The 19,447-nt window shown below is 41.1% G+C and carries 17 protein-coding genes; 11 read left to right on the top strand and 6 right to left on the bottom strand.

From position 1 onward, the window contains the following. Positions 1 to 96: 96 nt before the first annotated feature. The 6 genes from FNL97_RS09935 to FNL97_RS09910 all read left to right on the top strand — a co-directional run bounded on the left by FNL97_RS09935 (position 97) and on the right by FNL97_RS09910 (position 7,899). Positions 97 to 1,164 (top strand): BtaManbiosPhlase, encoded by a 1,068-nt coding sequence (locus FNL97_RS09935; RefSeq protein WP_062678081.1) that lies wholly within the window; start codon positions 97 to 99, stop codon positions 1,162 to 1,164. A 27-nt stretch (positions 1,165 to 1,191) separates the two neighbouring features. Further along, complete coding sequence (locus FNL97_RS09930; protein ID WP_015863735.1) at positions 1,192 to 2,526, top strand: extracellular solute-binding protein; 1,335 nt, start codon at positions 1,192 to 1,194, stop codon at positions 2,524 to 2,526. Further along, positions 2,527 to 3,405: a carbohydrate ABC transporter permease gene (locus FNL97_RS09925; protein WP_143415709.1), complete on the top strand. Its 879-nt coding sequence runs from the start codon at positions 2,527 to 2,529 to the stop codon at positions 3,403 to 3,405. Continuing rightward, entirely contained in the window at positions 3,392 to 4,222 is an 831-nt protein-coding gene (locus FNL97_RS09920) for a carbohydrate ABC transporter permease (RefSeq protein WP_041269645.1), read from the top strand. The genes FNL97_RS09925 and FNL97_RS09920 overlap by 14 nt, the downstream gene beginning before the upstream one ends. Before the next feature lie 115 nt (positions 4,223 to 4,337). Next, positions 4,338 to 6,845 carry a beta-mannosidase gene (locus tag FNL97_RS09915; protein ID WP_143415708.1) on the top strand — a complete coding sequence of 836 codons (2,508 nt, stop codon included), beginning with the start codon at positions 4,338 to 4,340 and terminating at the stop codon, positions 6,843 to 6,845. A gap of 43 nt (positions 6,846 to 6,888) precedes the next feature. Further along, on the top strand, positions 6,889 to 7,899 hold the full coding sequence (locus FNL97_RS09910; RefSeq protein WP_143415707.1) for a zinc-dependent alcohol dehydrogenase family protein: 1,011 nt from the start codon (positions 6,889 to 6,891) through the stop codon (positions 7,897 to 7,899). A 154-nt stretch (positions 7,900 to 8,053) separates the two neighbouring features. On the opposite strand, the gene FNL97_RS09905 is transcribed toward FNL97_RS09910, so the two are convergent. Continuing rightward, positions 8,054 to 8,581, bottom strand: coding sequence for a YceI family protein (locus FNL97_RS09905; protein WP_143415706.1), 528 nt, complete (start codon positions 8,579 to 8,581; stop codon positions 8,054 to 8,056). Between the two features lie 288 nt (positions 8,582 to 8,869). Here FNL97_RS09905 and FNL97_RS09900 point away from each other — a divergent pair, with 288 nt between their 5' ends. The 4 genes from FNL97_RS09900 to FNL97_RS09885 all read left to right on the top strand — a co-directional run bounded on the left by FNL97_RS09900 (position 8,870) and on the right by FNL97_RS09885 (position 13,228). Continuing rightward, complete coding sequence (locus tag FNL97_RS09900; RefSeq protein ID WP_143416314.1) at positions 8,870 to 9,727, top strand: MurR/RpiR family transcriptional regulator; 858 nt, start codon at positions 8,870 to 8,872, stop codon at positions 9,725 to 9,727. Between the two features lie 147 nt (positions 9,728 to 9,874). Beyond that, the gene (murQ, locus tag FNL97_RS09895; protein ID WP_062754309.1) at positions 9,875 to 10,762 is read left to right on the top strand and encodes an N-acetylmuramic acid 6-phosphate etherase; all 888 of its coding nucleotides are present in this window, start codon (positions 9,875 to 9,877) and stop codon (positions 10,760 to 10,762) included. 27 nt (positions 10,763 to 10,789) lie between these two features. Next, positions 10,790 to 12,142, top strand: a complete 1,353-nt coding sequence (locus tag FNL97_RS09890) for a PTS transporter subunit EIIC (RefSeq protein WP_143415705.1) — start codon at positions 10,790 to 10,792, stop codon at positions 12,140 to 12,142. A 15-nt stretch (positions 12,143 to 12,157) separates the two neighbouring features. Further along, positions 12,158 to 13,228, top strand: coding sequence for a DUF871 domain-containing protein (locus tag FNL97_RS09885; RefSeq protein WP_143415704.1), 1,071 nt, complete (start codon positions 12,158 to 12,160; stop codon positions 13,226 to 13,228). Positions 13,229 to 13,368: 140 nt separating this feature from the next. Here FNL97_RS09885 and FNL97_RS09880 read toward each other — a convergent pair whose 3' ends face one another. The 5 genes from FNL97_RS09880 to FNL97_RS09860 form a co-directional block, all read right to left on the bottom strand. Next, positions 13,369 to 14,274 (bottom strand): response regulator, encoded by a 906-nt coding sequence (locus tag FNL97_RS09880; protein WP_143415703.1) that lies wholly within the window; start codon positions 14,272 to 14,274, stop codon positions 13,369 to 13,371. A 3-nt stretch (positions 14,275 to 14,277) separates the two neighbouring features. Then, positions 14,278 to 15,546 carry a sensor histidine kinase gene (locus FNL97_RS09875; RefSeq protein WP_143416313.1) on the bottom strand — a complete coding sequence of 423 codons (1,269 nt, stop codon included), beginning with the start codon at positions 15,544 to 15,546 and terminating at the stop codon, positions 14,278 to 14,280. Positions 15,547 to 15,652: 106 nt separating this feature from the next. Beyond that, a complete protein-coding gene (locus FNL97_RS09870) occupies positions 15,653 to 16,300 on the bottom strand; it encodes an amino acid ABC transporter permease (protein WP_143415702.1) in 648 nt (215 codons plus the stop codon). A 76-nt stretch (positions 16,301 to 16,376) separates the two neighbouring features. Continuing rightward, on the bottom strand, positions 16,377 to 17,237 hold the full coding sequence (locus tag FNL97_RS09865) for a transporter substrate-binding domain-containing protein (protein ID WP_143415701.1): 861 nt from the start codon (positions 17,235 to 17,237) through the stop codon (positions 16,377 to 16,379). A 42-nt stretch (positions 17,238 to 17,279) separates the two neighbouring features. Then, a complete protein-coding gene (locus FNL97_RS09860; protein WP_143415700.1) occupies positions 17,280 to 18,008 on the bottom strand; it encodes an amino acid ABC transporter ATP-binding protein in 729 nt (242 codons plus the stop codon). Positions 18,009 to 18,379: 371 nt separating this feature from the next. Between FNL97_RS09860 and FNL97_RS09855 the strand changes: the two genes are divergently transcribed. Further along, positions 18,380 to 19,396: a tripartite tricarboxylate transporter substrate binding protein gene (locus FNL97_RS09855; RefSeq protein ID WP_143415699.1), complete on the top strand. Its 1,017-nt coding sequence runs from the start codon at positions 18,380 to 18,382 to the stop codon at positions 19,394 to 19,396. Positions 19,397 to 19,447: the final 51 nt, after the last annotated feature.

Here is a 19,447-nt window from a genome sequence, read left to right as displayed (position 1 = left end):
AGTAACTGATGAGGTAATTAGCTTTCGTTCCATTATTCTAGTGAAAAAAGAGGAAATTATTATGGAATACATATTAGAAGTTGGAGGAGATTTACTGTGAAAGTCAAGCGGTTTCCGGAAAATCCGTTAATTACTCCTGGCGATGTAAAACCATTCCATCAAGATCATGAAGTGATAGGAGTTTTTAACGCTGGTGTCGCTCAATACAATGGTGAAATTTTATTATTGCTTCGTGTGGCTGAACGTCCCATTAGTGAAGATCCGAATATTGTCAGAACGTCTGTTATTGATTTTTCAAGAGGAGAAGGAAAGCTGAAAATTATTGATTTACATAAAGATGATTCGAGATTTGATTTTTCTGATCCGCGAGTCATTTTTTACAACGATCCCAATCGAAGAGTCGCGTATCTTACGTCTATATCTTATATTCGTATTGCACGCAGCAAAGACGGACGCAACTTCACCATTGATGAGAAACCTTTTATTTATCCCGAAACGAAACGTGAAGCATGGGGGGTTGAAGACCCGCGCGTAACTAAAATCGATGATACTTATTATATTCAATATAGTGCAGCATCAGCAGAAGGCATTGGTGTAGGACTTATATCAACAAAAGATTTTGTGACTTACGAACGCCTTGGTTTAATTTTTCCTCCTGAAAATAAAGATGTGGCAATTTTCCCTGAAAAAATTAATGGAAAATACTATGCGTTACATCGACCTGTGCCAAAAGGAGTTGGCAGGCCTGAAATTTGGATTGCAGAATCAGATAACCTTCGTTATTGGGGGAATCATCAATATTTGTTAGGCCTTAGTGAAAAGGGTTGGGAAAGCGGGCGAATTGGCGGAGGTGCTGTTCCGTTTAAAACGGATAAAGGCTGGTTAGAAATTTATCATGCTGCTGATAAAAATGATCGCTACTGCTTAGGAGCCGTTCTTTTGGATCTCAATAACCCCGCCAAAATTCTGGCCAAAACGGAAGAGCCTATTTTAGAACCTGAGGAAGATTATGAAAAAAGCGGCTTCTTCGGTAATGTTGTTTTTACTTGTGGTTTAGTTGTAGAAGGAGATACCGTTAGAATCTACTATGGCGCGGCTGATGAATCTATTGCCGGCGCGGAACTTAGTCTGCAGGAAATCATGTCAAAATTAAAGTATTTATAAATTAAATTAATGTGGGAGGGAGTAAACATGAAAAAGAAAGGTTTTGCGAAACTCATCGCCTTATTGCTGGCAGCCGTTCTTATTGTTACTGGTTGTCAAGGGCAAAATGGGAATCAAGAGAAAAACGCAAAAGACGATGAAGCTGGCAAAGTTGTTCAATTTGAGTTCTGGGCTGCGCCAAACCCTACACAACAAGCTTTCTGGAAAAAGATGGCCGAGGCTTATATGAAAGAAAATAAAAACGTTAAAATTAAGGTTACGCCAATGCCGGAAAGCCCTACTTCTGAAGCAGGGATTCAATCAGCGATTGCATCAGGGAAAGCGCCTGCGGTCTCTGAAAACATTTCCCGCGGTTTTGCAGCTCAGTTAGCGGCGAGCCGTGCGATTGTGCCATTGGATGAATTTGAAGGTTTTGATGAGTTAATTGATAAACGTCAAATGAAGGAAACCATTTCAAGCTGGAAGTTTGCAGACAACCATCAATATGTTTTGCCGATTTATTCTAATGCCATGTTGTTTGGTTGGAGAATCGATATTCTAAAAGAACTTGGATACGATGCACCGCCAAAAACATATAGTGAAGTCATTGAAGTTGGCAAGAAATTGAAAGAAAAATATCCTGATAAGTTTCTTTGGGCGAGAGCTGATTTAGTAAAACCGACATGGTGGGCAAGATGGTTTGACTTCTTTATGTTGTACAATGCAGCATCGAATGGAAATAACTTTATTAAAGGAAACAAATTTATTGCGGATGACGAAGCCGGTGTAAAAACACTCCAATTCTTTAATGATTTAAGCAAGAATAAATTGCTTTTAACTCGAGAAGCGACTGACCCGTTTGAAACAGGTACATCCATTATGGTGGATCTTGGGCCATGGACATTCCCATACTGGGCTGAGAAATTCCCGGAAATGAAGTTCAATGAAACTTATGTATTATCGTTGCCGCCTGTGCCTGACGGCGTAGATCCAGCAAATTCTAAAACATTTGCAGATACAAAAGGCCTTGTCATCTATGCTTCTGCAAGCAAAGAACAACAACAAGCAGCTTTTGACTTTATTAAATGGGTATTTTCAGATGCGAAAAATGATTTAGCTTGGTTCAAACAAACAAACTTGCCACCTGCACGTGATGATTTATCAACTAATGAAGCTTTTGCATCCTATCTTGAAGAAAACCCTCAATTAAAACAGTATGCGGAAAACATTCCAAACGCAATTCCACCTGTGGATAACGAAAAAACGGTAGAAATTCAAGAATTGATTGGTAAAGAGGCCTTAAATCCTGTTGTCAAAGGCCAAAAAGATCCTGAAACAGCTTGGAAAGATATGAAAAAGGCTGTTAACGGGGTGTTAAAGTAAATGAATAAAAAGACAACATGGTTGGGGTGGCTTTTTGCCAGCCCCTACCTTATCTATACACTCATATTCTTTCTGTTTCCGTTGCTATGGGCTGTTTATTTAGCTTTTACAAATTGGAACATCATTGCTCCTGATTATGAAATGGTCGGATTTCAAAATTTTCTCGAAGCTTTTTTTAGCAAAAGCGTACGGGCCGCATTTTTGGTAACTTATAAATTTATGCTCATGTTTGTTCCCATCGTTATTGCGGGTTCACTCCTTTTAGCTTTAATTATTCATTCTTTGCCTAGACTTAAAGGGTTGTTTGCTGTAGGATATTTCCTACCTTATTTGGCATCAGGAGTGGCTTCTTCCATTGTTGTCAATGGGGTGTTATCTTATAACAGTCCATTAAACGTTTTTTTTCGTAAGCATTTAGGTTTAGATATTGATTGGTTAGGTTCTCCAATTTTAGCGCCACTAGTCATTGCCCTTATGATGGCGTGGAAATTTGTGGGCTATTATGCGCTGCTGTTTTTATCAGGTTTAGAAAGTATACCTAAAGAAATCTATGAAGCAGCCGAAATGGATGGTGCTGTTGGTTGGAAAAGATTTTGGTACGTCACTATCCCGATGTTGCATCCAGCGTTTTATACTGTCACCATTTTAGCAGTAGGTCTAATGTTTGGGATTTTTACTGAACCGTATGTATTAACTGGTGGAGGGCCAGATTATTCCACGCATACATGGCAGTTAGAAATTTATAACCAGGCATTTGAAAGATTAAATGCAGGATATGGAACGGCAATAGCAATCATAAACTCTGTTGTCACATTCGTTTCTATTCTAGTGTTTCGAAAGCTTTTGGAAAAGTGGGGTGCCAGACATGGTTGGGAGTAAGAAATTAAAGACCACGCTGTTGTATATTTTGGCTTTTGTTATCCTTATCATCATGGTGTTTCCTTATTTATATATGGTCTTAAATTCTCTGGCCCCATGGGATCAAGTGGACCGTAAAATGATTCCAACTAAGTTGACCTTGCGTTCATATGAGTGGTTATTTACTGGTGGGGATGATGTTGTTCCTAGACCGTGGCTCCGAGCCTTTTTTAACAGCTTTGTTGTGACTTTATCTTCCACTTTGCTAATGATGGTGACAGCGATCCTAGTAGGATACGCTTTAGCTAAATTAAAGTTTAAAGGCAGCCGTTTGATCAACAATATTATTTTGTTTCAAATGTTTTATCCAGCGGTTATCCTATTAATTCCACTTTTTTTAATCATCCGTTACTTTGGGATGTACGACACCTATTGGGCTATGATTTTGCCAAAGGCCGTTAATTTGTGGGCGATATTTATGTACACTAACTTTTTCCGCAGTATACCTGATGAATTAATTGAAGCTGCCAAAATGGATGGAGCAGGACAATTAACCATTATTGCTAGAATTGTCTTGCCAATGTCTAAGTCGATTACAACCATTATATTCCTATTCCTTTTTATGGAAAGATGGGTAGAACTTTTATGGGATATGCTGGTGGTTAACAGTGAAAATATGTTAACGTTAAATGTATTGCTCGCTCAAATGTTTGGTCCATATGGAGCGTTTCCAGGACCGATGTATGCGGCTTCGGTATTACTGACATTGCCAATTCTCGTCCTATTCATTATCTTTAGCAAAAACTTTAAAGAGGGAATGCAGTTTGTATTGAAGTGATGGTTTGTTGGAAAAATATAACTGATGTCGAAAAAAGTTTTTTATAGAGACCGCCTGTGAACGATATGAAACAAGGTTTGGTCTCTTTTTCTTTACAGGAAGGAGGAATGAACCCTTGTTGATCAATAAAAATTGGAAGATACAGCATTTTGATGTAGGACAGGTAAGGGATTTAACGATTGCAGATCCAAACTATATTGATCACTTTTGGATACCAGCAAAGGTGCCAGGAGATGTACATTCGATTTTACGGGAAAAGAAATTGATTGATGATCCCTTTTTCGGCTACAATGATTTGAAATCGAAATGGGTGGAAGAAAAGGTTTGGTGGTATCGTACGGAATTTACATTTGATAAAAACAATCTAGACAAAGAGGAACGGTTAGAGTTGATTTTTGAAGGCTTAGATACCTTTGCGACTGTTTATTTAAACGGAGTGGAATTAGGGACTACGGAAAATATGTTCATTTCACATACTTTTGATGTTACTAGAGAAATAGTGGATGGAAGAAATGTTTTGGCAGTGAAATTTAATCCCGTTTCCTATCAGTTAAAGGAGAAAGAGAAAAATTATTGGGCTGGATTTGGAAAAGATCGCATATGGGCGCGCAAGGCTCAATATCATTTTGGCTGGGACTGGGGTCCGCAAATTCTAACGGTAGGAATTTGGAAAGAGGTGCGTTTAGAAAAAAGAAAAATTGCCAAAATCGAAAGTGTTTACGCAAGAACACTTGACTTGAAAGATTCTCGGGCCATTGTTCAAATCGATATTTACACCAAAAACTTTGTTAAGGGAAAAAGTTTACAGGCGGAAGTGACGTTAAAAGATCGAGAACAACAATTTTTCCAAACCGTAAATATTGATCAAAATCGAGCAACACTCACTTTCAACATCGACAATCCAAATCTTTGGTGGACGCATGATTTAGGAGAACCGAATCTTTATCAATTATCCGTCGTTTTAAAATGGGAAGGGGAAGTTCTAGACACATATCAAACAGAAATTGGGATTCGTACGGTGGAAGTAATGAAAAGAGATCGCGAAGGGAATCCGCGGTTTACCTTTGTTTTAAATGGTGTAGAGATATTTGCGAAAGGAGCCAACTGGATTCCTATTGACAGCTTTTTAGGATCTGTACCGGAATCACGCTATCGTCATCTTATTCAGCTTGCGAAAGAAGCAAATATGAATATGCTGCGTGTATGGGGCGGTGGGATTTATGAAAAAGACATTTTCTATCAAGAATGCAATCGCCAAGGTATTTTAGTTTGGCAGGACTTTATGTTTGCCTGTGCGTTATACCCGGATTACAACCGCAATTATATGGAAAACGTCCGCGAAGAAGTGATTTCGGTGATTAAGCGGCTTCGTAATCATCCTTGCATCGCTTTATGGTGCGGAAATAACGAAAACGATTGGTTGTATGAAGTGGAGCATGCCGCTGGAAAAATTCACACTCCTTTTTATGGAGAAAAAATATATCATGAGTTAATTCCTGAACTACTGGAAGAATTAGATCCTTCCCGTCCATATTGGCCAAGTTCGCCATATGGCGGCAATGACCACAACTCACAAGAGGAAGGCGACCGGCATAATTGGCAAGTTTGGCACGGGAATGTGGAACCTCGAAAATTCGGTCAGAATTTAGGACAAAACATCAGTGTGGAGGGGGTTTCGTTTCGAAATTATAAAAAAGATCGCACCCGGTTTTGCAGCGAGTTTGGCATGCATGCTTCTGCCAATCGTTATACGCTGGAAAAAAATCTGCCTGAGGGAACTTTTTATTGGGGCAGCGATGAATTGGCATATCGCAATAAAGATTTTCATCATGAAAAAGGGCTCTTATTAATGGAAGGATATACCGGCATTCCAAAAAATGTTGAGGAATACATGAATTATTCGATGCTCACACAGGCTGAAGGTTTAAAGTATGGAATGGAACATTACCGCCGCAATAAACCGCAAACAAGCGGGGCTTTAATCTGGCAATTGAATGATTGCTGGCCTGGCACGAGTTGGTCGATGATCGATTATTACTTGTTGCCAAAGGCTTCATATTATTATAGTAAAAAATTTAATGCCCCTCTTTTATATACGCTTGAACATGACCCTGGCGATGATTTACATCTATGGGTTGTGAATGACCGATTAGAAGATGTGAAAGATACGCTGGTATTCGAAGTGTTCCGATTTAATGGCGAGTTAGTGTATTCGAAAGAATTTTTGATCCATGTGAAAGGAAATGCTTCGGTTCAAATTGCTTCTTTAACAGAAGCGGAGGTTTTACAAGGCAATCCTGCTGAACAAGTTGTCGTCCGCTTAAAATCGTTGAATAAAAAAGCAGAGGAAAACTATTATTACCTAAGAAATCATAAAGATCTTCAGCTGCCTAAGGCGAAATTGCAAGTAAAAGTGATGCCGGAAAAACAAGAAGTAGAAATTCGGACAGATTGTTTTGCGCGTTTTGTTAAACTGGAACTTCCGGCAGAAAAGATTATTTTTTCTGATAATTTCTTTGACCTACTTCCATCGGAGCGAAAGATCATCAAGATTAGACATTTAGATGACAAAACCATTTCTTTAGATGGTTTAAGCGTATCAGCCATCAACGGCAGTGCTTGATCGGATGATTTTTTATCTAAAAAAGTATGATGGAGGGAAAATCATGAAAGCGGCGGTTTTATTAAAAAAGGGGAAAATCAAAATACAAGAAAAAGAAGTCCCGACTCCGGCTTCTGGAGAAGTTTTAGTAAAAGTAAAAGCGTGCGGCATTTGTGGAACAGACCAACATATTTTTCATGGACATCCCGGTTCAGCGGATGTGGTCACTCCGATTGTATTGGGACATGAATTATCAGGTGAGGTAGCTGCAGTTGGAGATCGTGTTTCATTTTTAAAACCAGGAGACCGTGTGACGATTGACCCTAACATTTATTGCGGAACTTGTGAGTATTGCCGGCAAGGCCGCCGGCATTTATGTGATCATCTTGAGGCGATTGGGGTCACCCGCGATGGCGGAATGGCTGAATATGTTACAGTCCCGGCAGAAAACTGTTACTTATTGCCTGACTCTTTAACGTATGAAGAAGGCGCGCTGGTAGAGCCGCTAGGTTGTGTCATCCATGGGATTGAGAAAATAAAAATATGGCCAGGTGCTTCTGTTTGTATTATTGGGGGCGGATTTATTGGTCAAATCATGCTTCAGCTCGTCAAAATGTATGGGGCATCCCCAGTAATAGTAAGTGAACCAGATGAAAGCAAATATCAAACATTGCTTGATTTTCAAGCTGATGTCGTGATTAACCCGCTGAAGAAAGATCTGAAGCAAACGGTGGCAGGCGGTGTGGATATTGTCATTGAGTGTGTTGGGCGCCAGGAAACAATGGAGCAAGCGGTTGCGTTAGCTAAGAAAGGTGGGCAAATTTTGCTTTTTGGCGTATCTTCCCCACATGATAAGATTCAAGTATCGCCTTATGAGGTGTTTTCGAAAGAACTAGTGATTCGCGGTTCGTTTATTAACCCGAACACTCATCCAATGGCCATTTCCTTGATTGAAAAAGGAAAAGTGAAAGTACAACCTTTAATTAGCCATTATTTTACTTTGCAAGACATTCCGAAGATTATGCCGAAATATGGAGAATTAAAAGTAACAAAAGGGATATTGAAGTTTGAATAGGGGAATAAGCATTGCCAATCCCCTTTCTCTTTTAAAAACTATGGTGTAAATTCCCGTGATTTGATATATCTTTCTGATTTATGTGGCATCCATCGTGAAGAAATAAGCGCCCTTAGCTTGATTGTTAAAGCTAAGGGCGTTTGGCATGAAGAGATCAGCTGACAACAAACTCAAAACTTCCGAATATTTTTACTTCTTTTCCGATAAGAAATCCTCCTGTTTCAAGGGCCGCGTTCCATGTTAAGCCATAATCTTCGCGATTAATTTTTCCTTCTACGTCAAAGCCGGCTACGATGCTTCCGGTTATCGGATTTTTGGATTGTCCGTTAAATTCGACTTTGAACGTCTCTGTTTTTGTAACATCTTTAATTGTTAATTGGCCTGTTACTTCATATTCATCATCTGAAACCTTTTTAACAGAATCGCTGATAAACGTGATGGTTGGATAATTTTCTACATCGAAAAAGTCAGCTGAGCGAAGGTGGTTGTCTCTGTCTTCGTTTTTTGTATCAATGGAAGCTGCTTGGATGGTCACTTTCACTTTGGAAGATTCCAACTGATTGACGTCACCTTCCACTTCCACATCAAATTCGGTGAACTCTCCTTTTGCCTTAGCAATCATCATATGTTTTACTTGAAAAGATATGGAACTATGAACTTTGTCTAATTGAAAAGTTGTCATGTTCCTTCTTCCTCCTTTTGTTTTGGTTATAATAATCATATCTGAAAAATATCTTGAATTCAAATATTTTTATTTAAATTTAAAAAATTTTAAAAATAAGTTAATATTTCCCAATCAATGAGCGGATGAATACATGAATATGTGCATCCATCTCTCTTAATCCAAAAAGCCGCATCTAACGGTTTTTTCTAAGTATAATACCAACATATGCGCTGCTTTCACTTGATAATGGATGCATGATAACATTAGATTAAGTGTGAAAGCGGACAGAGAGGAAGAGGAATCATGATGAAGCAGTTAAGCATTTTAGCGAAAATCGAAAATCAAATGGAACGGTTTTCACCAGCTGAAAAAAAGATTGCTACGTATATTATGGAACATGCGGAGCTTGTGCCAAATATGACGACGAAGGAACTGTCGAAAAATGCAGGATCTAGTGAGGCGAGTGTCGTCCGCTTTTGCAAAACGATCGGCATTGGCAGCTTTACCGCGTTAAAATTGGCGCTTGTCCGTGAATTGACGATTGCCGATATGAACATTAACGATTTTTCGATTATTGAAAAACAAGATGCTCCGTACGATTTATTTAATAAAGTGACCTATGTCAACAAAGCAGCGATCGAAGCGACAACAACGACGATTGATAAACGGGAATTGGAAAAAGCAGCGGAAGTGATTGCCAATGCGAAAAAAATTTTATTTTACGGAGTCGGAGGATCAGCTTCTTCGGCGATGGATGCATGCTATAAATTTACAAAGCTAGGCTATGTGTCGATGATGTCTCCTGATTTTCATACGATGCTTCCGCTTGTCGCGAATTTAGAGAAAGGGGATGTGTTTGTCGCGATTTCCACATCAGGAAGAACAAAAGATGTGCTGGAAATTGCGAGATTCGCCAAAAAACAAGATGCCACGGTGATTGCCATCACTAAACTCGATACGTCGTCACCATTGTATAAGGAGGCGGATATCAAGCTATGCCTTCCGGATGTCGAGCAAGATCATCGCATCGGAAGTATGGCATCACGAATGACGCAGCTGAATATCATTGACGCGCTTTATTTAATTACGTTCCATCAAGTGGGAAGCCGTGTGCTGGAAAAATTTCATGAAACGAGAGAAGAAGTAGTCCGGTTGCGGAGATAAGTATTTATGGAAGCGAGCAGTCAATGCTTGCTTTTCTCTTTTTATGGAGATTTTTTTGAAAATGGAAGAATAAAATTGATATTTTATTTCATATATATATAATTAAAATAAGAAATAAAATTTCAAATCTATAAGAAGGTGACAAGATTGCTAGAACGTTTAACAACCGAACAACGAAACAACAAAACGCAGAACTTAGATGAAATGACGACGAAAGAAATTTTGCAGGTGATGAACGAAGAAGACCAAACAGTGGCCATTGCTGTTTCGAAAGAATTAGAACACATCGAAAGGCTTGTGCAAAAAGTGATTGCGTCTTTCCGGCAAGGCGGTCGGCTCATTTATATGGGAGCTGGTACAAGCGGTCGGCTCGGAATTTTAGATGCGGTGGAGTGTCCGCCGACATTTGGGACGGAAAAGGAGATGGTGCAAGGATTAATTGCAGGTGGTTTGGAAGCGTTTACAAATGCGGTGGAAGGAGCAGAAGATAACGAAGAACTTGCAGTAAAAGATTTACAGTCAATTGGACTGACGGCAAAAGATACGGTCATTGGCATTGCGGCGAGCGGACGAACGCCGTATGTGATCAGCGGGCTCCGATACGCAAAGCAAATCGGTGCCACAACCGGGAGCATTGCCTGCAATAAAGGAGCGGAAATTAGCAAATACGCTGATGTCAGCGTTGAAGTGGAAACAGGCCCGGAAATCTTAACAGGATCCACTCGCTTAAAAGCAGGAACAGCACAAAAGATGGTATTAAATATGATTTCCACCGCTTCCATGATTGGAATCGGAAAAGTATATAAGAATTTAATGGTCGATGTGCAGGCGACAAACTTTAAACTAAAAGAACGAGCTAAACGAATTATTATGGAGGCAACCGATGTAGATGATAAGACGGCGGCGCGTTATTACGAAGCGGCGCGGGGACATGTGAAAACGGCGATTGTCATGATTTTATTGCAATGCAGCTATGAAGAAGCGACAGAGCGTCTGCAAAAAGCGAATGGATTTGTTCGCCAGGCGCTTCAATAAAATATGTGAATAAGGGGAGAGGTTGAAATGAAAAGGGAACAACAAATGGCCGTTGAAATATTGGAACGGCTTGGAGGGAAAGAAAACATTACACGTATTGCTCATTGTATGACAAGGGTGAGAGTGTCATTGCGCGCTCATCAAAAAGCCGATATCGCAGGTCTTAAAAATATTGAAGGTGTCATGGGCGTTATTGAAGATGAAACATTGCAAATCGTTGTCGGCCCTGGAGTCGTTAACAAGGTAGCTGCTTCGCTTTGCGAATTAACAGGATTACAACTTGGAGAAGTGATCGAAGATACTGCAGCACAGAAAAAAGCCGAGATTCAACAACGCAACCAAACGCCATTTAAACGATTGCTGCGCAAAATCGGAAGCATTTTTATCCCGCTTATTCCAGGTCTTGTCGCATCGGGAATTATTAACGGAATCGCTAACTTTGCGAAAAACGCCGGGGTCGATCCAACAGAAACATGGCTGCAGCTATTATTGCTCATTGGCGGCGGCATTTTCGCTTCGCTCGGCGTTTTAGTCGGATACAATACGGCAAAAGAGTTTGGCGGTACACCTGTGTTGGGAGCGATTGCTGGAATTTTAGTATTTAACCCGGCGCTTGCCGATATTAAACTGTTCGGGGAAGCGTTGACGCCGGGACGGGGCGGATTGTTTGCGGTGATGTTGGCCGCATGGCTTATGGCGGTCATGGAAAAGCGTGTCCGCAAATTCGTTCCGAATGCGATTGATATTATTGTGACGCCGCTTTTAACCGTGTTAATGGTATGTTTATTTACGCTCATCGCCGTTCAGCCGCTTGCCGGATGGTTATCTTTAGGTATCACAAGCGGAATCAAAGCAGTGTTGGATATTGGCGGTGCGGTTGCTGGCGCCATTTTGGCAGGTACGTTTTTACCGCTTGTGATGGTTGGATTGCATCACGGTCTGACACCAATTCATATGGAGTTTATTAATAAAATCGGTTCAACTCCAATTCTTCCGATTTTAGCGATGGCAGGAGCAGGCCAAGTAGGAGCGGCGATTGCGATTTTCGTCAAAACGAAAAACAAACGGCTTCGCAACATTATTAAAGGGGCGTTGCCAGTTGGATTTTTAGGAATTGGAGAGCCGTTGTTGTATGGGGTAACGCTGCCGTTAGGAAGACCATTTTTAACCGCGTGTCTCGGCGCGGCAGTCGGCGGTGCGTTTCAGGCAGTTGTGAAAACAGCCGCGCTCGGAATCGGCGTATCTGGTTTATCGCTCATTCCGTTAATCGCCGATAATAAATATATTCTATATTTCTTAGGATTGGTCATTTCGTACACGTTTGGTTTCCTTTTTACGTATTTCTTTGGCTTTAAAGAAGAAATGGCGGAAAACATTTAATTCTAGGTGGTTTCGATGTTCTATCTATCTTTCTACTTATCAGAACAAACGGATCAAATCGAAAAAAGATTTGCACAGGCAAATTTGTTCGGATGTCGGGAACTATTTACATCGCTTCATATTCCCGAAGACGATCTTACCTTTTATCGCAAGCGATTACAAGAGATCGGGCAGTTAGCGAGAAAATACGGAGTCGGGATCATCGCTGACGTTACCCCGGCTTCTTTATCCAAAATTGGGGTGAATGGAGACAATCTTGATTTGCTTTTTGATGGAGGAATTATTGGACTGCGGCTTGATGATGGATTTTCTATGAAAGAAGCAGCAACGTTTTCTCACCGGATGAAAGTTGTTTTCAATGCGAGCACGATGACGGAAGAAGAATGCGACGATCTTGCTTTTTGTGACGTGAACTGGAATCAAATTGAAGCGTGGCATAATTTTTATCCACGTCCAGAAACAGGATTATCAAAAGAATTAGTCATTCAAAAAAACAAGATTTTACGCCGAAAAGGAATTCGAACGATTGCCGCGTTTATTCCGGGAAATAAAGAAAAACGAGGTCCGCTCCATCAAGGGCTACCTACGTTAGAAGCACATCGGTATATGGATCCGCTTTGCGCGTACGTGGAATTAGTGCAGGATTGTGAGGTAGATAAAGTATTCATTGGTGATTTTTCCATGACGGATGATGTGCTTGCGCGAATGAAGGAGTTTCGGGATGGGGTTATTCCGCTGCGCTACCGGCCGCTTGTGCAACAACATGAACTGCTTTCCATGGTCGAAACGGTTCAAACGAATCGGCGTGACGCAGCAAGGGATGTCATTCGATCACTGGAATCCCGCCTATCTTTCTCATGGCCAAAGCATTTATTAGCACCAGCATGTACGATAGAGAGACAAAAGGGAAGTGTTACGATGGATAATATTAGATATGGAAGATATGCCGGCGAACTGCAAATCACATTAACCGATTTGCCAGCAGATGAGAAAGTCAATGTGATTGGACGAATTTTTGAAGACGATCTTCCTCTCCTTGCGTATGTCAAAGGAGGACAACAGTTTCGCCTTGTGCGGCTCACATAAAGCTTACGGCCACCGAATTCGGTGGCGTTTTATTTATCTGTTTATGATAAAATTACATAATAGTAAAAAGTTTACAATTAACGTTCAACAACGGATGCGAAAGGAAGGAACGTTTGACGCACCAACGATCAGAATAAGTGTTACGCCTTTTTTAATTCCATATAAAAAGCGGTTAAAAACTTTCTTACATTAATACGGCATTTTGTTGTTTTTTCTCCTGCTTCGAGCTCTTTCATACGTTTTCGGACTTCTTCAAAATCAAAAAGACGGGGAGCGAAGTGTTCGAACGTGGGATTGGTATAGTCTGTGAGCCCGAGAGAAGATAAATGGGTAAATGCTTGCAGCACCATACGGCGAATGCGTTGTTCCATGGCACGCACTTCTTTTTGAATGGTGGATTCATGATGATGGTGTGTTTGTCGCACAAGCTCGGTGTATAATTCTTTTAAAGACGGCAATTCGTGAATCGTCTGCCCCAATTTCTCTTTTTCTGCTAAGTGGCGCATGATCAGTAATAAATCTGCCGCCCCTGCTTCTCCAGCAATACCTAATAGAAGAAGATGTTGCACTTGGTGTTCCAGTTGTGTTTGTTCCTTTTGATGTAAAGGAGAAGCGGTTGTTGCAGTTTGATCTAATGCTTTCAGCAGCTGGCGAATTGAATCAAGGGAATGGGAGATAGAGATATGTTCCGCTACTCGCCTCAATACTGCCACCACTTCGTAACGATTAATTGGCTTTTGAATGTATGTATCGACGCCGTGAAGGTATGCCTGTCCAATCATTTCTTTATTTTCCACCTGGGAAATCATCACAAATTGCCCTTTAAACCCTTCTTCTCTTAATTTTTTCATCGTTTGAATCCCATCGCGACCGGGCATCAATAAGTCAATGAGCACCACATCGACCGAATACAATTGGTCTGCAGTAACGTTTAAGCCGTCTTCTGCTTCTCCAACAACCTCGCCGAGCTGGTTTTCTGTAATAATTTTTTCAAGCATTTTTCGTACGACGGCGTCGTCCTCAATAAGAAAAAAACGAAGCGGCATGAATTACATTTCCTCCTTTCGCAGCAACTGGCTGGTAGGAATGGTTAGCCGAAACGTTGTTTGTCCTGGATTGCTGCTTACAAGTTGTATATGTCCATGAAGACTTTGTACGATATCCCGCGCGTGGGTAAGGCCGATTCCTGTCGACGGATTTCCTTGTTGATCGTATTTTGTGGTAAAGCCGGGTTGAAAAATCCAGTCGGCATCTTCCTTGGCAATGCCTATCCCAGAGTCTGTCACCTCCACAATGAGATTGCTTTGTTGCAATTCTACTTGCAGATGAATCGAACCGGATGTCGGAATGGCTTCCACGGCGTTCGCCACTAAGTTGTTTAGTACAGAGAGTAAGGCATAGACATGGTCGGTCGATAAATCGACATGGCACGTTTGGGCAAATTGAATCTTTTTTCCTAATAGCTCGGCGTATTTTTCATTAGCGCGTACCACCATTCCACAAAGTTCATTGATAGGAAGCCTCCGCCGCAACGGTTGTTGCCCGATTAATTTCGATAAGCCTGCAAAAATACGCTGTACATCTTTTTTGACTTCATGAATATGTTCGGCGATATAAAGCGCGGCATGTGGCTTCACTTTTTCTCCTTCCATCAAATGCGAATATAGCTCATAACTTTTTCGTGTAATCTCTTCTAAGTATGTCATCGATTTTTGCAAGTAAAATGTTTCCTCATACAGCCCCGTATTAATCATCATTAGACGCTCCAACTCTTGTTGTCGCGCTTCCCCTAAGGTGCGAAGATGTTTCATTACGAAAATATTATATAATCCGATGACGCAGAAACTTCGTAAAATAGCGAATAACAACATTACCATCATCACTTGGTATGTCACGATGAACGACTCACCAAGGAGATAACGAAAGAGCAATTCGCATGAATTAGACGAAAAATCAAGAACTGCGCCGAGCAGGCCAGCGCGGATGGGAAATTCCAGCAAGCGGCGGAAGCGAGTGATTTGTACGATCAAGGCAAAATTAATATAGTAACACGCGGCTGGAGCATGAGTAAAAAAACTATCTGATAACGCAGCTTGCCCAGTCAGCATGTCAAGGGCGATACGGAATCCGATGACAAAACACCCCGCGCAAATTCCGATAAAAAGCGGGGAAATCATCTCAAATGAAATAAGTCCGAAAAAAAAGATAGCACTCCCTAATGAGAAGCGGAACGGGCTATTAAACGGATTAATTTTCATTTCCCCAAAAAAAGCGGTAGCCAATATTAGAATGGTCACGATCAACAGGCGTTCACGCATCGTTTTTCCTTTTTTCACACACCTTTTCACCACCCTAGTTTCTATTATATAACAGATGGGGTGGAAATAGTTTCATATTTTTCAAGAAAAGAATCATTATATGAGTCTAACGTTGTCGATATTCGAGCCTTCTAGAAACAAGAGATAACGAATAATTGACAACAAAATACATAAGCGCAACAAGAATAAAAATCGGTATCACATAATTGACATTTCTTCCGTTAATAATTTGTGCGTGGTTCATCAATTCTGGGAGGGAGATCACGATCGCTAGCGATGTATCTTTCAGCAATGAAATAAATTGGCTGACAATCGGCGGCACCATTCGGCGCAATGCTTGTGGCAAGATAATATACCATAATGTTTGTATATAGGTGAGTCCGGACGAACGCGCCGCTTCCATTTGGCCTTTTGGAACAGCAAGGATTCCAGATCGGATTACTTCCGCAATAAATGCAGCGGTATATACCATAAGGCCTAATGTTCCTGCTGTAAAGGAATCAAAACGTATACCGATAGCGGGAAAGCCGACAAAGAATACAAAGACGATTAAAATAAGCGGAATGTTGCGAATAAATTCTACATAGATAGTTCCGATCCAGTTTAGCGGGTGAATTGGCGCGATGCGGAAGATCGCGATAATGATGCCAATGACTAAGCTGCCGATAAGAGCTAGAACGCTTGCTTTTAATGTGTTGGCAAACCCTTGCAAATACATATCCCAATGTTCTAGCAAAATCGAATATCTTAACATGATGATTCTACCTCTTTCCTAACCTAAGATGAAACAGATGAGCGAAACAGGCTTCGCTCATCTGTTCTTTCATGATTTATTGTTGCGGTTTTTTCCCAATCCATTTTTCATAAATTTTGTCGTATTCGCCGTTTTCTTTAATTTCTTTTAAGTATTCGTTAATGACTTGCAAAAATTCTTTGTCTCCTTTGCGGACGGCGATGCCGTATGGTTCTTCGGTAAACGTTTCGTCAAGAACGCGGTAGTTTGGATCTTGTTTTGCCATTCCCCAAAGCAAAGCATTGTCCGTTGTGAGCGCATCGCCTTGTCCAGCTTTTAGCGCTGTAAACGCTTCAGCATAGTTTTCAAATTCTAATACATTGACTTCTGGCGCTACTTTGCGGATGTTTTGCGCAGATGTAGAACCTTTTGCCGTTAACACGGTCATTCCTTTTTTCAAATCTTTTACGCTGTTAATTTTGCTGTCTTTTTTGACAAGTAGCGATTGTCCGGCCATGAAATACACATCGGAGAAATCAACCTCTTTTTTCCGCTCTTCCGTAATGGTCATCGTCGCGATAATCGCGTCGATTTCTCCGTTATTGAGCATTGGGATGCGTGTTTTGGATGTCACTTCTTTTAGTTCGATTTTATTTTCATCACCAAGAATTTTTTTCGCTAATCCTTTGGCAATGTCAATATCAAACCCTTCTACTTTTCCGGTTTCTGGATTTTTTAAACCGAACAAGTTCAAGTCATACTTTACTCCAACAACGAGTTTGCCGCGTTTTTTAATTTTTTCTAACGTGTTCGTTCCGCCCGACGTTTCCGTCGATTTTGCCCCATCCCCTTTGTTGGATGTTGACGATTCGCTGCTGCACCCGGCTAAAGCAGTGATGCTGAATAGTGCGATAAGCGCAAGCGTGATCCACATTTTCCAAACTGTTTTTCCTTTCATGAAAAAACCCCTTTTGTTTGATTTAAAACATTTTTTTGATTATTAATGGTTGAGAATGCGGCTCAGAAATACTTTTGCCCGTTCTTCTTTTGGATTGGCGAAAAATTCTTCCGGCGGTGCTTCTTCCAAAATACGGCCTTGGTCCATAAAGACGATGCGGTCTGCAACTTCACGGGCAAATCCCATTTCGTGTGTCACAACGACCATCGTCATGCCTTCTTTTGCCAATTGTTTCATGACATCAAGCACTTCCCCAATGGTTTCTGGATCGAGCGCCGATGTCGGTTCGTCAAATAGCATAATTTTCGGCTTCATCGCCAGTCCTCTGGCGATAGCAACGCGCTGCTGCTGCCCGCTGGACAGCTCGGACGGATAGGCGTTCGCTTTGTCCGGAATTCCTACTTTCTCTAAATAGTACATCGCGGTTTCTTTCGCTTCTTTTTCCGGAATGCGAAGCACTTTCATCGGTGCTAACGTAATGTTTTGCAATACAGTCATATGTGGGTATAAATTGAAATGCTGGAACACCATACCGATATTGCGCCGCAATTGGTTAATGTCGATGTTTTTGTCATTGACTTTGACGTTATCCACGATTAATTCGCCGCTTGAAATCGTTCCCAAACGATTGATGCAACGAACTAACGTGCTTTTCCCAGAACCGGATGGACCAATAATGACGACAACTTCCCCTTGATGAATGGTTAAATTGATATCTTTTAGTACGTGGAAATCGCCGTAATATTTGTTCACTTGATGAAAATAAATCAATGAACCCCCTCCTTCCCGAATAATATGAATAATTTGTTTTTTTTAAGATTTATTGTAAACATTATCTACTGAAATCTACTGAAATCGACGATAATCTTCTCTTTGGATGCAAAAACTCTTTCTGCGGAGACGTTTACGCAAATGCCCGCGACAGCGTTGAATGTTATGCGCGGAAAAAGATGGTGACAGAGAGGTATTGATAGAAGAAATCTGTCTTTTGTTGGGAGCTTTCAGTAGAAGAGGGTTTTTCTTATTTTCATGAACAAAATGCACAAAATTCATTTTATTTTCAAAAACTTATTATTCGGAAAATTGTTGTTATAATTACTTTCAAATATGTAAACGCTATCAAAAACAAGGGGGATCAGAAAATGGTGAAAAAGTGGTGGAACTTGATTGTCATGGGAATCATGATGCTTGCGTTAGCTGCCTGTGGAAGCAATGCGACGACGAAACAGTCTAGCAAACCATCAAGCTATCCGACGAAGCCAATTGTGGTTGTCGCACCTTCCGGGGCTGGTGGAGGGTGGGATTTGACAGCAAGGGCGATTACAAAAGTATTGGATGAAACAAAATTAGTGAAGCAGACGATTACGGTGGAGAATAAACCAGGCGGCGGCGGGGCTGTGTTTATGGCAGAATACGCAACACAGGATAAAAACAATGATTACAAGCTGTTTGTCAATTCCCCACCAATCATTATTAACAACTTAAAAGCGGAAGGAAACAGCCCATTCGGTTATAAAGACACAACACCGCTTGCTCAGTTGACGAAAGATTTCGGGGCGATTGTTGTTAAGGCGGATTCGGAATTTCAATCATTGTCCCAATTGTTGGAGGCGATTAAGCAAGATCCAAAGTCTGTGACAGTAGCCGGCGGGTCGGCGCCAGGGTCGATGGACCATTTGATCGCAATTCTTCCTATCTACAAATCTGGGATTGATCCGAAAGTAGTGAAATATGTTTCGTATGACGGCGGCGGGGAAGCAATCGCAGCGCTTCTTGGGGGAAATGCGGATGTGATTGCAACGGATGCATCTTCTGTCGGTGAATATGTGAAAGCAGGGAAAGTGCGAGTGCTTGCCATTTCTGCGCCAGAACGTCTTGGCGGCGCTTTAAAAGACGTGCCGACGATGAAAGAGCTTGGCATTGACGCGGAATTTACGATTTGGCGCGGCGTCTTCGGGCCGAAACAAATGTCTGTGGACGCGAAAAAGTTTTGGGAAGATACTTTGAAAAAGCTATCCGAACACGAAAAATGGAAGGAAGAATTAACGAAACAAGGATGGGAACCAGAATATAAAGGGTCAGAAGAATTCGCTAAATTTTTACAAGAACAAGAAAAGCAAATCAGTGATATGTTAAAATCGCTCGGAATGCATAAATAAACGAACGGGGAAGAACATTCTTCCCTGCCTTTATCAAAAATGGGGGTGTAC

The organism is Geobacillus sp. E263 (assembly GCF_007197795.1).
GTDB lineage: Bacteria > Bacillota > Bacilli > Bacillales > Anoxybacillaceae > Parageobacillus_B > Parageobacillus_B toebii.
The sequence above is the reverse complement of the archived record's forward strand: the minus strand, read 5'-3'. Positions and strand labels throughout refer to the sequence as shown.